Here is a 13007-nt window from a genome sequence, read left to right on the forward strand (position 1 = left end):
GTGGGTGTACCAGGAGGTAACGAAGGTGGTGCCTGTTAACCAGCCACCGATGGCCATGTAGGCGCAGGGGAATAGCAGGATGCCAGACCAGCCTACGAAGACGAAGCGATCGCGTTTGAGCCAGTCGTCGAGTACATCAAATATGCCTCTTTCGTTCTGGGCGCGTCCGACTGCGATTGTCATAAAAAATACTCGGTAAGTGGGAAACTAAGTGGGTTGAGCCTACAGAGGAAAACGACCCTTCGACTACGCTCAGGGCATCGCACGAGCGGTTTTAACCGCCTTGAATCTTTCTTTACCATTACCGCCTTCGAGTTGCTTGATTTGGTGTACTTTTGTAATGTACTTTCAGTGGGACAGTTACCACCTCAAACCTTGCAACCCTGAACGCATAATGTTTGCTCTTGTGGAGCCTCCCTTTCGGGGTAATGTTCGCTTCGCCAATGTTATAAGAGCTTGTTAGACTTGCAACACTGTCTCAGTGACCTTAAGACTGTTTAATTGCAAATGACAGAGCGGAAAACTAGCGTCGCATTCTCCGGTGTCGTGACTCAAATAACGTAGCCAGTTAAGGCTTAGGCTGGTCAGCACAGCTTGCTTAATCGCTCTTACAAGCTCAGTCCCTTTACGGCTGGGTTACTGACTTACGCAAATCTCCAAATGGATATAATTACAACGGATTTGTGTCTAGTCTGTAGTCTCCAACCGTTGCCTCTGCTTAGCAGAAAACGAGTTGGATTATGAACAGACTTTACTTTTCTTTACCGTAATCAAGATTATAGAGGTAATTCTTTACAATGGCAAGTATTTCTTAAAAAACTTCCGGATCTTGATTTGTCCGAAGTCCCAGAACTCCCCGAAGCCCTCGAAGTCCCGGAAGTCCCGGAAGTCCTTGCCCTGCATTTGGGAACTTCTACTATATAGGAGTCTCTGCGCTTGGCGTCAGATGCCCGGTGGCTTGGTAGATATATCGGCCTCAACGTCTTATTTTTCTAAGAAACTGGGTGTCTTTGGGTAAGTCCTATATATATACTGAGGATAGAGCTCCAAACTTAGGTTTTTAAGACTATATGTTCAGCATTGACATCATTGTGAAGAACACGCCCGTCTCTCTGTCGGTGCAGCGGAAGTCGGCGGAGGACGCTGAGGCTGTTTATCAACAGGTTTTAGAGGCGGTTCGCAACTCCCAACCGCAAATTTTGGAACTCACTTGCGAGAAAAATCCTGAGAAAAAGGTGGCTGTGCTCAGCAGCGAGATTTCTGGGGTGGTGGTTTCTCAGAAATCGGGGGCGTCATCTACAGGCAGATCCCCGGGTTTTGTCTCGATGTCGGCTGCTGCAGAATGAGGGCTGGGGGTGTTGGTGCCGAGATGAGCCAGTCAGCGGTTGCTGTGCGGGATTTGGGTTTTTGCTGGCCGTCGGGCGATCGAGTGTTGCAAGGTTGCTCTTTGGATGTACCTAAGGGCGAGTTTTGGATGCTTTTGGGCACTAACGGCAGCGGCAAGTCTACGCTGTTGAGGCTGATGGCTGGGCTGCTGCACCCCCAGTCGGGGGAAATTGACCTGAGTGGGCGGGTGGGTTTTGTGTTCCAAAATCCGGATCACCAATTGGTGATGCCGACGGTGGGTGCGGATGTGGCTTTTGGTTTGGTGGAGGAAAAGCTTTCTAATCTTCAGGTGCGGGCGAGGGTGGCGGAGGCTTTGGAGGCTGTGAATTTGCTGGATTTGCAGCGGCGGCCGATTTATGCTTTGAGTGGGGGCCAGAAGCAGCGAATTGCTCTTGCTGGGGCGATCGCCCGTCACTGCGAAATTCTGCTGTTGGACGAACCGACGGCTTTGTTAGATCCTGATTCTCAGTTGGATTTGGTGGCGGCGGTGCAGCGGTTGGTGAAAAATCGCGGGATTACGGCTTTGTGGGTGACTCACCGTTTGGATGAGTTGAATTACTGCGATGGGGCTTTTTTGTTGGAAAAGGGCGAGGTGGTCGATCGGGGAGATCCGGCGCGTTTGAAGCAGCGGTTGATGCAAAGCCAAGATATTTAGCCCTCAAGCAATTTGAGAATTAAGTGAAGGAGGCGATTGAAATCGCTGCATAGAGTCAAACGAAGTCTGCCTCCGCAGACTAAGAAATAAATAGGGTATTTAACCAGATTTTGGCGGCACGGCAAATTAATCTCGCAATCCTCGATCGCGCAACCAAGCATCTGCCCAAATTGTATCGGCCTCTGACAGCGCTGGTATGACTTCCCAGTTGCGATAATCTATCTTCAGGTCGTAACTTGCTATGTCGTAAATTTGAGTGAATAATTCTTGCAAGTTTATGACAGGTTCAGTATCGCCCGATCTCAGGGGTAAAGGAAAGGCAGGCAGCGGGTTCTGCACGTTAAAAGCGTACAAATCTGCTCTGGGACGGCGATTTCCCCGACACACCAAAACGCTATAGTGGCTTTCAATGTCATTGCCAATAACTGGCATTTTTTGACCGCGCCGCAATAAATCTATTTCAATTAAATGAGTGCGACTGGATAAAATTTCTTCTCGCTTTTCTTCGTACATTTGTCGTCCTTTTCCTGTGCGCTTATTGCTAGGCGAGAGGATTTCAATCAGGGTGATTAGTTCTTGGTTTCCTCTTTCTCTAATTTCTAAATAGCCTTCCCGAACCTGGTAGGGCATGGGAATATTTACTGTCAAGGGTTGTGTTGGTGGCGCTGCAACGGCTACGTTTGATGTGATTAATTCGGTTGTAGTTCTTGGCTGAATTACGTTTACATCAGGAATGCCAATTGATAAATTGTCGTCAGCGGTTTCATACATTCTCACTTCTACAGAAACTAAATACTTAGGACGTAATTGCGGAGATAATAATCTGGCAATTTCAATAATTAGCCAGTGGTGTAGGGCAGGCCAGAGTTCAGGATGCTCTAAATACGGGTCCATACCGGGAAAGGGAGATGGCATTGATGTGACTCCTTGACTCAAATCTATTTCTAGTTTAGCAATACTTTTCTGACGCGAATGGCTTGGGAATAGCTTTTAGGGCATAGCTTCGCTTGTGACTGAGGAAGGCTGAAGGGTCGATCGACCTTTTGCAATAATAGGTTCGATCGCACATCTGGCACTTATTGCCATATTCCGTCGGGGGTTTAAACCGCTGCCGGAATATGGCAACAAATGCAAGATATTAGTTCGATCGCATTAACTTTCGATCGACAATTGCATCGGAATTGGAACGCTGTTTTCATCTAAGACAGACAGCGCATTTACGAAAACAATTGTATGCGGGACTGCGGGCATTAAGCGGCGCAGTGCTTTGAGGTAAGATTCGGCATCGGGGCGGCGGCTGAAACGGGTGACTGTTAACCGCTGACAGTTGGGGAGGTGGCGAATTATGCACCAAGGTTGAAGTCGATCGCGATAAGTCGGTTGTTTTGGTATCATAGGAAAATCCTTCCCACTTTTGTGGGTGGTGAATGAAAGGCGATCGCTCTAGATTTCTCAGGTCAGGGGGCGATCGCTGTTAACTGTATCTCTATTAAATTACGACAACTCGTAATTGTCAAGGGCCGAATGGGACGAATTAGACTGCGAGTTCGAGAACTTGCTCAAGAAAGGGGTTGGACTCTCAGGGAAGTCTCCAACAGAACGGGTATTCCTTACACTACAATCGCCACCTATGCTAGTTCTCCAGGCATGGCAACTGTAGACTACACAGCATTGGACAAATTGATCCGTGCGTTTGAGATTCCGATCGAGGATTTAGTTGAGATTTTGGAATATTAAACTGATTTGTCAGCGAGAAGATGGGGTTAATTAGGTTGCGAGTTCGAGAACTAGCTGAGGAAAAGGGTTGGACGCTGAAAGAAGTTTCGGAGAGAACGGGCATTCCCTACAGCACGGTCAAAAATTATGCACAAGCTCCTAAACTGGCAACAGTGGACTACACGGCTTTGCAGAAACTTGCTGCTGTCTTCGATTTGATGATCGAAGATTTGGTTGAGGTTTTGGAACATTGAACTAATTTGTCAGTGGGAAGATGGGTCTAATTCGATTGCGGGTTCGAGAACTAGCCGAAGAGAAGGGTTGGACATTAAAAGAAGTTTCTGAGCGATCGGGCATTCCTTACAGTACCGTTAGAAGTTATGCCCATTCTCCCAAGCTGGCAACGGTAGATTACACAGCTTTAAACAAAATGGCTCGCGTGTTTGATATTGCGATCGAAGATTTAGTTGAGATTTTGGAACAGTAAACTGATTTGTCAGGGGGAAGATGGGGTTAATACGGTTGCGGGTTCGAGAACTAGCTGAGGAAAAGGGTTGGACGCTCAAAGAAGTCTCTGACAGAACGGGAATTCCCTACAGCACGGTTAAAAAATACGCCCAAGCTCCCAAAATGGCAACGGTTGACTATACGGCTTTGCAGAAACTTGCTGCTGTCTTCGATGTGATGATCGAAGATTTGGTTGAGGTTTTGGAAAATTAGGAGCGATCCATTTCATCCTTTGCGATCGCCTATTTTTTGGTTGAGCTACAATACAGCTATTTGGCGATAACTGCTTAGCTATATGGGAAAAGGATTCAGCAAATCACAAGAAGCCAAACTGCACCACAAAGCTTGCCTCGCATTCTTAGATAAGGTATTGCATAAAATCTTGCAGGGCAAAGATGACGCGCAAGTGATGTTATTTTTGGAAGCCAATCTAGACAAGCTAGATCATAACTTTGCTAAGCTCTTACGAAGCTGGGGAATTAGTAAACGGACCCAAGGGCAACTGAGGCAAGCAGAAAACATGGCTCGTGCCATCAATATTTTCAGCAACCTAATTCAGGAGTTACGGTTTGGAAGCAGAGCTAATAATTTGGAAATTGCTATCAGAGGCTATAAAGTTGCTGCACCTTTTTTGACTCGCAACGTTTCCCCACAAACGTGGGCAGAGACTCAAAATAATATGGGCAATGCCTACTGCAATCGGATTTATGGCGAGCAGCCGGAGAACCTAGAGCAAGCGCTCTGCTGCTACAAAGCTGCTTTGCAAGTCTACACTAAAAAGAAGTTTCCTCAATATTGGGCGTGGACACTAAACCTGTTAGGAACAGTCTACCACGACCGACTGCGCGATAATCAAGAGAAAAATTTGGAAAAAGCTATCTGTTGCTATAAAGCTGCTTTGCAAGTTGATACCGAGAATAATTTTCCTCAAGGCTGGGCCGATATAAACAATAATTTGGGTAATGCTTACTGTCAACGCATTCAAGGTAACAAAAAAGACAACTTAGAGCGGTCAATAGGGTGCTATGAATCTGCTTTACAAACTTACAATCAAGACCCAGAGAAATACACCAAAGAATGTATTATTACTCAAAACAATCTAGGTAAGGCATACTCTAATCGCATTCGAGGTAAGATCGAGAAGAATATAGACTTAGCAATCATGTCTTATCAAACTGCTTTGAACATATGCCTTATAGAGGTCTTTCCGGAAGAATGGGCAACGCTCCAACATGATCTGGGAAATACTTATCGCCGCCGCCCAAATAAAAAGATTGAGAACTGGGAATTAGCAATCCGCTGTTACTTAGATGCCTTGAAAGTACGCACTCTATCAAACTTTCCGAAATACCATGCAGTAACTCAATTTAATCTGGGTATTACCTACCAAGATGCCCAGCAATTTGATAACTCTTATAGTGCCTTTGCTGCGGCTATTGAAACCGTAGAATCCTTACGCAGTGAGATAATTTATGGTTCTAGAAACGGAGAAGATCGGCAAAGACTAGCTGAACAATGGAATAAACTCTATCAACACATGGTAGAAGTTTGCCTAGAACTGGGCTACTATAACCAAGCTATTGAATACGCCGAACGCAGCAAAACCCGTAACCTTGTTGAACTTATCCTTACCCGCGATACCAATACTATCTTCCCGTCAGAAATTGTCAACCAACTAAAACAACTCCGAAAGGAAATTTCCAGCGGTCAGTACCAACTACAAAATGCCACAGCCGATAACCCAACTGCCCTAGCGCAACATCTCCAGCAGTTGCGAAAACAGCGCAATCAATTGCAAGACTCCTATATGCCTATCGGCTATGGCTTCAATTTTGAGAAATTCCAAGAAACCGTAGACGATCGCACTGCTATTATTGAATGGTACATCACAGGCACTGAAATACTCACCTTCATCATCACCCGCCAAAGCCCCGGTATTAAAGTTTGGCCATCTACTCCAGCAGACCTACAAGCCTTAATTGCTTGGAATGATGAGTATTTACAAGACTTAAAACAAAATAGACCTCATTGGCAAAAGCAACTGCCAAACCGTCTTAAGACTCTTGCTGAGATTTTGCATCTAGATGAAATCCTGACCCTAATACCGGAAACCTGCAACCAGCTAATTCTGATTCCCCACCGCTTCCTGCACCTATTTCCCCTCCATGCACTACCTCTAGCCGATGGGACTTACCTGTTGGATTGCGATCGCTGCCGTGCTGGATTGCGCTATGCACCCAGTTGTCAGCTTTTGCAACTGACTCAAAAACAGAAAAGCTCTGACTTCAGCCGACTTTTTGCCATCCAAGACCCTGAACAAAACTTATTATTCGCTAACTCTGTTGTGGAAACTATCCGTCATTATTTTCCAGGGAATGCTCAAATTCTAGTCAGAGAGGAGGCAAGCAAAGAAACTCTCCACAATGCCACTAATGCCGAGTTCCTGCGTTTAGCTCACTGCCTTCTCTTCTCTGGTCACGGTGTCTTTAACTACGAATCGCCCCTACAATCCTGCCTGAAATTAGCAAATGATACCCGCCTCACCTTGGGTGAAATATTTAGCATGAACCTCAGCCAATGCAGTCTTGTCACCCTCTCAGCCTGTGAAACTGGATTGGCAGATCCAACCAGCATTAGTGATGAGTATATTAGCTTGCCCAGCGGTTTCCTATTTGCAGGTACTCCCAGAGTTGTCTGTAGTCTGTGGGAGGTGAGTAGTATCTCAACTACTCTATTAATCAGGGAGTTCTACAAAAATCTATTTGACAATTTCAGAAATCATCAAAGCTTAGATTTTGTACTTGCCTTAAACAAAGCACAAAAATGGCTGCGAGAGCTAACCAACAAACAGTGTGAAGCAATTGTGCGAGATGAGATTGAGCCTCAAGTTCAGGAAATCATCAAGCAATTACCAGGCAAGCGACGGAGGTATCAGGCATCTCTGGATGCAGCATTCAAGGGCATCCGCGATCGCCAACCGCACCCTTTTGCCAGCCCTTACTACTGGGCAGCTTTCACAGTTACTGGGAGTTAGAATTGGAGTCAGTAGACTGGCAAAAATTTTTCATTCCTCTCTTAGTTACAAAAATTGCGATCGGCGTTGCAAGTCCTGGTGGAAAGCCACTACCCGATGCTAAAAATTCTGTTATTGCAGCTATCAGGACAGGCAACTCTTCTTTCATATCCTCCTTACAGATCACACTGCGACACAGACTACTTAACTTTTCTAACAAATCAGATTGGACTTCTTCTTCTCCAGCCTCAAGCACGATTACTTGTGCAGCATCTTCTAAATTTCCCTCGCACTCCTGAATCGTATCAAGATTAGGTAATGCTTCAGGATAATTTTTTATTAGTTGTTCGCGAACCTGTTCAATCTCTGTTTGAGTAACTACAGTCATCTTGCTTTCCTTAGAATTAACCCATCCTTCCTCTATTGTACTAACACTCTTTGCCTCTAACTCTTTAGCTCTTGATTTTTCTCTATCTCGATCGACTTTTTGGCGAATTGCTTCCTCAGCAATGCGAATATTTTCTTCAATGGGTAAACCTTCAGGAGTACACATCGGGCCGTACCAGGTCGCTTCTGAATCCGGGGGATTGCGGCGACCAAAAAATACCCTAATGGCTTCATCATCATCCCGATGCGATAGGACGTAAGCTTTTAATTCTGCTTTGCTCATTTCCTCAAAGTTCGGTTTCATCCACAAACCTCCAAAGTCCATTACGAGATACGATTATTTGCAGTTCATCACCTGCGAAGATATATACTTCTCTGGTTTGAGCATTAAAACGGAATAGTTGAATATCCCGGTAGTAGTTAGACAACATCTGGCACACGCGCAGACAGGCTTGGGCTTGTTCGTCAGTGGGATTAATCGATCGTTCCTCAATTGTGGCACAAACTTTAGGATATAATATAACTTACGCATAGGAACCCAGAAACCGGGTTTTTGCGGGAATACTTCGTTACAGCCCGCAGATAAGGCAAAAAACCCGGTTTCTCTGACGAAGCGCATAAGTCCCGATCGCACTCAATTCGATCGCCACTTCTAGAAATCGCAAAAATCTTCACTTTCTTTCTCCATCGCAAAAAGTGCGATCGGCGTGGCCAGTCTTGACGGAAAACCGCTGCTTAATGCTAAAAATTCTGCGATCGCAGCTATCAGGACAGGCAATTTTTCTTTCATATCCTCCTGACAGATCACAGTGCGACACCGAGAGCTTAACTCTTCTAACAAATCAGATTCAACGTCTGTATTTCCCGCTGCAGTCGCGATCGATCGTGCAGCCTCTTCTAAATTTCCCTCGCACTCCTGAATCGTATCAAGAGCAGCTAATGCTTCTGGATCGTGTTTTAATTGTTCGCGAAATCGAGCGATTTCTTCAGCCGTGACTGTAGCGGTAGTTGGGCGATCGGATTGTTGATTTTCCCCGGTGATTTTTGGCAGCAGCCTTGCCTCAATTTCTTTTTCTAACTTTTGCCGCAACTTCTGTTCCACTTCTAATTCAATTTGCGGTCGAAGTTTTTCCTCAATTTCTTTTTCTAATTTTTGGCGTAGTTTGTCCTCAATTTCTTTTTCCCTTTGTTTTTGTTTTTCCCGAGCGATTTCAGCTTTTTTCTTAATTGCTTCCTCAGCGATGCGAATATTTTCGGCAATTGGCACACCATCTTCTGTTACTAAGGGACGCATTTGTTGGTATTTCAGACTCGGATGATGAAATAATGCCCTAAGAGCTTCCATATCGTCCCGGTGTGCGAGCACATATTTCCTGAGTTCAGCAACGGTCATTTCATTAAAGTTGGGTTTCATCTAAAAAACTCCAGTTTCCTGATGGGAAAACCATAATTTGCAATTCGTCGCTTCCGAAAATGTAAACTTCGCGACTTTCTGGGTCAAAGCCCAATAGCTGAATATCCCAATAGTAGTTAGACAACATCTGGCACAGGCGCAGACAGGCTTGGGCTTGTTCGTCAGTGGGATTAATTGATCGTTCCTCAATTGTGGCACCAACTTTAGGATATAATATAACTTACGCATAGAAACCCAGAAACCGGGTTTTTTCGAGAATACTTCTTGACAGTGCAAAGATTCGATACAAACCCGGTTTCTTTGTCGGAGTGCATAAGTCTCGATCGCTTTAAAAAGAGGTAATTTGCGATTTTTCGTGGGGTGGGGGCGGGTTTTTGAGATTGTCTATCTGTGTCATAAATGGTTGGAAAAACCCGCCCCTACAGGTCGATCGAGGATGGGCGATATCTCTGATTTTACGGTTGATTACCCTACTTCATCTCATATCCAAACAAATTCGGATCGACTTCTCCCAAATTCAAATCAGCCAAACCGTACTCAGCCCAACGCCGATCGACCATCGCCGCCACATCCGGATCGGACTCCAACACTTCCCCCCATTCGTGATCGGTTTCCGGCGGCATCTTCGTAGTAGCATCAATCCCCATTCTGCCTCCCAAACCAATCTTTTCACTGGCAAAATCTAACGTATCAAAGGGCGTATTCGGCAGAATAAATACATCCCGAACCGGATCGACTTTAGAACTAATTGCCCAAACTACTTGACGCGGGTCGCGAATGTTGATACTTTTATCCACAACAATCACAAACTTAGTGTAAGTAAACTGCGGTAATGCACTCCAAAATGCTAAAGCAGCCCGGCGCGCTTGACCGGGATATGCTTTATCAATCGAGATAATTGCCGCTTTATAACTCAGCGCTTCCATCGGTAAGAAGAAATCGACAATTTCCGATACTTGCTGCCGCAAAATAGGCGTATAAATACGGTTAAGCGCGATCGCCATCATTGCTTCTTCTTTCGGCGGCCGCCCGCTAAATGTGGTCAGATAAATCGGGTCTTTGCGGTGCGTCATGCAGTGGAACCGCACCAACGGCGAATCCTCCACGCCGCCGTAATAACCCATGTGATCCCCGAAGGGCCCGTCGGGCAGAACTTCCCCCGGCGTAATCGTTCCTTCTAACACAATTTCCGAGTCCGCCGGTACTTCCAAATCTACGGTTTTGCACTTCGCCAATTGCACGCCGGAACCGCCGTAAAGTCCGGCAAACAACCATTCCGATAAATCTACAGGAATTGGGGTTGCAGCGGCGAGAATAATCAGCGGGTCAACTCCCAGGGCGATCGCAACTTCCAACTTTTTACCAGCCTGCGCCGCTTTCCGCAAGTGTCGCGCCCCGCCCCGCACCGATAACCAGTGTACAGTCATCGTGTTTTTTGACTGCAACTGCAACCGATAAACCCCCACATTCGGCGTACCCGTTTCGCAATCTTTGGTAATTACCAAACCCAGGGTGATAATTTTGCCCGCATCTCCCGGATAAGGGCGAATCATCGGGATTTTGTTCAAATCCAGCCCTTCTCCCTCAAGTACCACTTGCTGACAAGCTGGGAAAAAGTTGCGGCCCGGTTTGGCTTTCACTACGTCGAACAGGACTTTGCCGAATTCTATCGCTTGGGAAATCTTTTTCGGCGGTTTTGGCTGTTGCAGCATTCCCAGTTTTTTGCCGAGCTCTTCTAGTTCGTGAGGCTTTTCCATGTTCATCGCCCAGCAAACGCGCTGTTCCGTACCCAAAAGGTTAATGGCGACGGGGAATTCGGCCCCTTTGACGTTTTCAAACAGCAGTCCAGGGCCGCCTTTTTGCAGCATTTGGTTGGAAATTTCGGCAATTTCGAGGTCGGAATCGACTAAGGCGCTAATCCGGCGCAGTTGTCCCCGTTCTTCGAGTAGTTTTAGGAATCCCCGCAAGTCTCTTGCCATTTTTTTTAAGAATTGTTAACGTTCTTTTGTTATTATGAGCCGATCGACTGCCACAATTTACTCTTGAACCGCTGAAAGAATATCTATTTAACGAACCGCGAAGACGCGAAGGGCGCGAAGGAAGAGGAAGAAGAAGATACGTAATGTCTTGTTCGGTTCGGGAGTAGGCTGCATAATGGGTTACATGGAATGTCCTCGATGCGAATCTGACCAAGTTCGTAAAAACGGCCGTCCCAACGGTCACCAGCGGTATCTTTGCAAAGCTTGCCGCAAACAATTTTTTGAGCCCGCCGACCCGCACTCTTTAAATCGCAAATGCACCGAAACACGGTTAAGCGAAGCTATCCCGAAGGAAATCGCCCCTGCAACCACCACAGAGTCCGGCGGGATTGCGATTTTGCTGTTGGATGCCGAAAATCTGAAACTTAAGGTTAATACAGAACAATTTTTAGCCGGTTTGTGCGACTATCCCCTGCAAGTTAAAATTGCTTTTGCTAACTGGAAAAACCCGAGTATCGGCAAGTTGGATGCTGAACTTTACGATCGCGGTTATGAACTAATTCACGTTCCGGGCGGTGCTAATAGTGCTGATGGTAAGATGATTGCTTTTGGCGCTGGTATTTTATATCGATATCGGGATGTCAGACAAGTTTTTGTTTGTTCTTCGGACGGTTTGTTAAATCATCTTTGCAATCAGTTGCAAAATCAGGGATTGACTGTGTTTCGGGTGCGCCGGCAAAATTCGGTTTTGTCTGTAGAAAATACTCTGACTGGTGATACTCATCACTATTCTTGTGAGAGGGAAATGGAAATCCCTAGTTTTGAAGAATTGGCTAATCAAGTTGCAGAGTTGTTGAAGGCTGAACATAAATCTATTGAGGAGCGAATCGCTCGTTTTTCTAGTGTGGCTGAGCTTTTTCAAGAGCGCCGGACTGTTGCTTTCCCTTCTACAACTTCCCCTGCTGCTGCACTGTCGGAGTCAGCCCAAAACGAAGTTACCCCAGTTCTTGAAGCATCTTTGGCTACCGTTGCTGTTAATCAAAATGTTGCGGAGCAAAATTTGCCCGAAATTATACCTGGTCTCAATTCTAATGCTATTGAGTCGCTGGATGTTTTTAAAACTATACTTGTAGAAATAATTGAAGCTGCAAAATTTGAGTTAAAAGAGGATGCTATTCCTCTGGTCAAAATCAAGAAAGTTTTTTTTGCTAAGTATCAAACTCAGGCTGATTTAGTTGTGAAAAGTTTTATGGGTAAAAAATCCAGTTTAATCAAATATTTGCAGTCGGAATCTGGGGTTTTTCAAGTAAAATTAATCGGTCAGCAACATCAAGTGGCGCTCGCCAAAACATCCTCCAATTAAAAAACTCATTCCTCTGCTGCCCTGGCAGCATCTCTAGTCAAAATAATCAGAGGATTAACTGCTCAATCTCCCGGTAGTTATATTCCGATTAACCAGGTTGCCAGCGAATTTAATAAGTTATACCATCAACCAATTACTAAAAAAATGCAATCGCTGAATTTGGGCAGCAAGGTGATTGATTTTTTGCAGTCATGCCAAACTTTTAAAGTTAAAAAAGATGGTAAGAATTATCAAGTGGCGATCGCACTTCCCTAGCTTTTTTATAAATACGGCCCTACCTGCGCTGTAATACAGCATATTCCAAGTCTATGAAGTACACCCCAGAAACCGGGTTTCTTTACAGAGCTCGCCTCTGGTACTGATTCTGTTGAAGAAACCCGGTCGATCGCGATCTACATCTACATGGAATATGCTGTATCATGTCCGATCGAGCGACCGGGATTTTTGTAGGGGCTCCCCTCACCAACAATACCTGCCAACAATCTCCCATCTCAAAAAACCGCCCCGACCGAGATATTATGGTTAATCGATCGGACATGATATAAATCGCCCGCCGAACCGTGCGAAATTAGCCGAGTGCGATCGGA

General features: G+C 45.5%; 14 protein-coding genes and 2 pseudogenes. 8 read left to right on the plus strand and 8 right to left on the minus strand.

The genetic code is table 11. From position 1 onward, the window contains the following. A pseudogene (locus ACUVJL_RS33320) lies at positions 1 to 183 on the minus strand (photosystem II D2 protein (photosystem q(a) protein)); the annotation flags it as partial. Between the two features lie 887 nt (positions 184 to 1070). On the opposite strand from ACUVJL_RS33320, the gene ACUVJL_RS33325 reads away from it, so the two are divergent. Both ACUVJL_RS33325 and ACUVJL_RS33330 read left to right on the plus strand, forming a co-directional pair. After that, positions 1071 to 1346 (plus strand): hypothetical protein, encoded by a 276-nt coding sequence (locus ACUVJL_RS33325; protein WP_445249747.1) that lies wholly within the window; start codon positions 1071 to 1073, stop codon positions 1344 to 1346. After that, positions 1343 to 2041, plus strand: coding sequence for an energy-coupling factor ABC transporter ATP-binding protein (locus ACUVJL_RS33330; protein ID WP_445249748.1), 699 nt, complete (start codon positions 1343 to 1345; stop codon positions 2039 to 2041). Before ACUVJL_RS33325 ends, ACUVJL_RS33330 begins: the two co-directional genes overlap by 4 nt. A 126-nt stretch (positions 2042 to 2167) precedes the next feature. Here ACUVJL_RS33330 and ACUVJL_RS33335 read toward each other — a convergent pair whose 3' ends face one another. After that, positions 2168 to 2956 carry a DUF4058 family protein gene (locus ACUVJL_RS33335; RefSeq protein ID WP_445249749.1) on the minus strand — a complete coding sequence of 263 codons (789 nt, stop codon included), beginning with the start codon at positions 2954 to 2956 and terminating at the stop codon, positions 2168 to 2170. Positions 2957 to 3193: 237 nt separating this feature from the next. Further along, positions 3194 to 3436 carry a hypothetical protein gene (locus ACUVJL_RS33340; protein ID WP_333446480.1) on the minus strand — a complete coding sequence of 81 codons (243 nt, stop codon included), beginning with the start codon at positions 3434 to 3436 and terminating at the stop codon, positions 3194 to 3196. 129 nt (positions 3437 to 3565) lie between these two features. Here ACUVJL_RS33340 and ACUVJL_RS33345 point away from each other — a divergent pair, with 129 nt between their 5' ends. The 5 genes from ACUVJL_RS33345 to ACUVJL_RS33365 all read left to right on the plus strand — a co-directional run bounded on the left by ACUVJL_RS33345 (position 3566) and on the right by ACUVJL_RS33365 (position 7298). Continuing rightward, entirely contained in the window at positions 3566 to 3778 is a 213-nt protein-coding gene (locus ACUVJL_RS33345; protein WP_445249750.1) for a helix-turn-helix domain-containing protein, read from the plus strand. A gap of 20 nt (positions 3779 to 3798) precedes the next feature. Continuing rightward, entirely contained in the window at positions 3799 to 4011 is a 213-nt protein-coding gene (locus ACUVJL_RS33350; protein ID WP_341733497.1) for a helix-turn-helix domain-containing protein, read from the plus strand. A 20-nt stretch (positions 4012 to 4031) separates the two neighbouring features. Then, positions 4032 to 4244: a helix-turn-helix transcriptional regulator gene (locus tag ACUVJL_RS33355; protein WP_333156964.1), complete on the plus strand. Its 213-nt coding sequence runs from the start codon at positions 4032 to 4034 to the stop codon at positions 4242 to 4244. A 20-nt stretch (positions 4245 to 4264) separates the two neighbouring features. Then, positions 4265 to 4477: a helix-turn-helix domain-containing protein gene (locus ACUVJL_RS33360; protein WP_445249751.1), complete on the plus strand. Its 213-nt coding sequence runs from the start codon at positions 4265 to 4267 to the stop codon at positions 4475 to 4477. Between the two features lie 82 nt (positions 4478 to 4559). Next, positions 4560 to 7298, plus strand: coding sequence for a CHAT domain-containing protein (locus ACUVJL_RS33365; protein WP_445249752.1), 2739 nt, complete (start codon positions 4560 to 4562; stop codon positions 7296 to 7298). Here ACUVJL_RS33365 and ACUVJL_RS33370 read toward each other — a convergent pair. The 5 genes from ACUVJL_RS33370 to ACUVJL_RS33390 all read right to left on the minus strand — a co-directional run bounded on the left by ACUVJL_RS33370 (position 7285) and on the right by ACUVJL_RS33390 (position 11057). Then, positions 7285 to 7968: a DUF6887 family protein gene (locus ACUVJL_RS33370; RefSeq protein WP_445249753.1), complete on the minus strand. Its 684-nt coding sequence runs from the start codon at positions 7966 to 7968 to the stop codon at positions 7285 to 7287. The genes ACUVJL_RS33365 and ACUVJL_RS33370 overlap by 14 nt on opposite strands. Beyond that, positions 7952 to 8185, minus strand: coding sequence for a DUF6888 family protein (locus ACUVJL_RS33375; RefSeq protein WP_445249756.1), 234 nt, complete (start codon positions 8183 to 8185; stop codon positions 7952 to 7954). The genes ACUVJL_RS33370 and ACUVJL_RS33375 overlap by 17 nt, the downstream gene beginning before the upstream one ends. A 131-nt stretch (positions 8186 to 8316) precedes the next feature. Beyond that, a complete protein-coding gene (locus ACUVJL_RS33380) occupies positions 8317 to 9078 on the minus strand; it encodes a DUF6887 family protein (protein ID WP_445249754.1) in 762 nt (253 codons plus the stop codon). Then, positions 9062 to 9295 (minus strand): DUF6888 family protein, encoded by a 234-nt coding sequence (locus tag ACUVJL_RS33385; RefSeq protein WP_445249757.1) that lies wholly within the window; start codon positions 9293 to 9295, stop codon positions 9062 to 9064. The genes ACUVJL_RS33380 and ACUVJL_RS33385 overlap by 17 nt, the downstream gene beginning before the upstream one ends. Before the next feature lie 253 nt (positions 9296 to 9548). Further along, positions 9549 to 11057 carry a UbiD family decarboxylase gene (locus ACUVJL_RS33390; RefSeq protein ID WP_445249755.1) on the minus strand — a complete coding sequence of 503 codons (1509 nt, stop codon included), beginning with the start codon at positions 11055 to 11057 and terminating at the stop codon, positions 9549 to 9551. 190 nt (positions 11058 to 11247) lie between these two features. Here ACUVJL_RS33390 and ACUVJL_RS33395 point away from each other — a divergent pair. Next, a pseudogene (locus tag ACUVJL_RS33395) lies at positions 11248 to 11772 on the plus strand (IS1/IS1595 family N-terminal zinc-binding domain-containing protein); the annotation flags it as partial. Positions 11773 to 13007 lie beyond the last annotated feature (1235 nt).

Origin of the sequence: Microcoleus sp. OTE_8_concoct_300, assembly GCF_031383065.1 — a bacterium.
GTDB lineage: Bacteria > Cyanobacteriota > Cyanobacteriia > Cyanobacteriales > Microcoleaceae > Microcoleus.

What these genes read in the sequence shown, in the direction of transcription:
- ACUVJL_RS33365 (WP_445249752.1), top strand. Translation starts at nt 4,560, where the DNA reads ATGGGAAAAGGATTCAGCAAATCACAAGAAGCCAAACTGCACCACAAA.
- ACUVJL_RS33345 (WP_445249750.1), top strand. Translation starts at nt 3,566, where the DNA reads ATGGGACGAATTAGACTGCGAGTTCGAGAACTTGCTCAAGAAAGGGGT.
- ACUVJL_RS33350 (WP_341733497.1), top strand. Translation starts at nt 3,799, where the DNA reads ATGGGGTTAATTAGGTTGCGAGTTCGAGAACTAGCTGAGGAAAAGGGT.
- ACUVJL_RS33390 (WP_445249755.1), bottom strand. Translation starts at nt 11,057, where the DNA reads ATGGCAAGAGACTTGCGGGGATTCCTAAAACTACTCGAAGAACGGGGA.
- ACUVJL_RS33325 (WP_445249747.1), top strand. Translation starts at nt 1,071, where the DNA reads ATGTTCAGCATTGACATCATTGTGAAGAACACGCCCGTCTCTCTGTCG.
- ACUVJL_RS33335 (WP_445249749.1), bottom strand. Translation starts at nt 2,956, where the DNA reads ATGCCATCTCCCTTTCCCGGTATGGACCCGTATTTAGAGCATCCTGAA.
- ACUVJL_RS33330 (WP_445249748.1), top strand. Translation starts at nt 1,343, where the DNA reads ATGAGGGCTGGGGGTGTTGGTGCCGAGATGAGCCAGTCAGCGGTTGCT.
- ACUVJL_RS33340 (WP_333446480.1), bottom strand. Translation starts at nt 3,436, where the DNA reads ATGATACCAAAACAACCGACTTATCGCGATCGACTTCAACCTTGGTGC.
- ACUVJL_RS33380 (WP_445249754.1), bottom strand. Translation starts at nt 9,078, where the DNA reads ATGAAACCCAACTTTAATGAAATGACCGTTGCTGAACTCAGGAAATAT.
- ACUVJL_RS33355 (WP_333156964.1), top strand. Translation starts at nt 4,032, where the DNA reads ATGGGTCTAATTCGATTGCGGGTTCGAGAACTAGCCGAAGAGAAGGGT.
- ACUVJL_RS33360 (WP_445249751.1), top strand. Translation starts at nt 4,265, where the DNA reads ATGGGGTTAATACGGTTGCGGGTTCGAGAACTAGCTGAGGAAAAGGGT.
- ACUVJL_RS33370 (WP_445249753.1), bottom strand. Translation starts at nt 7,968, where the DNA reads ATGAAACCGAACTTTGAGGAAATGAGCAAAGCAGAATTAAAAGCTTAC.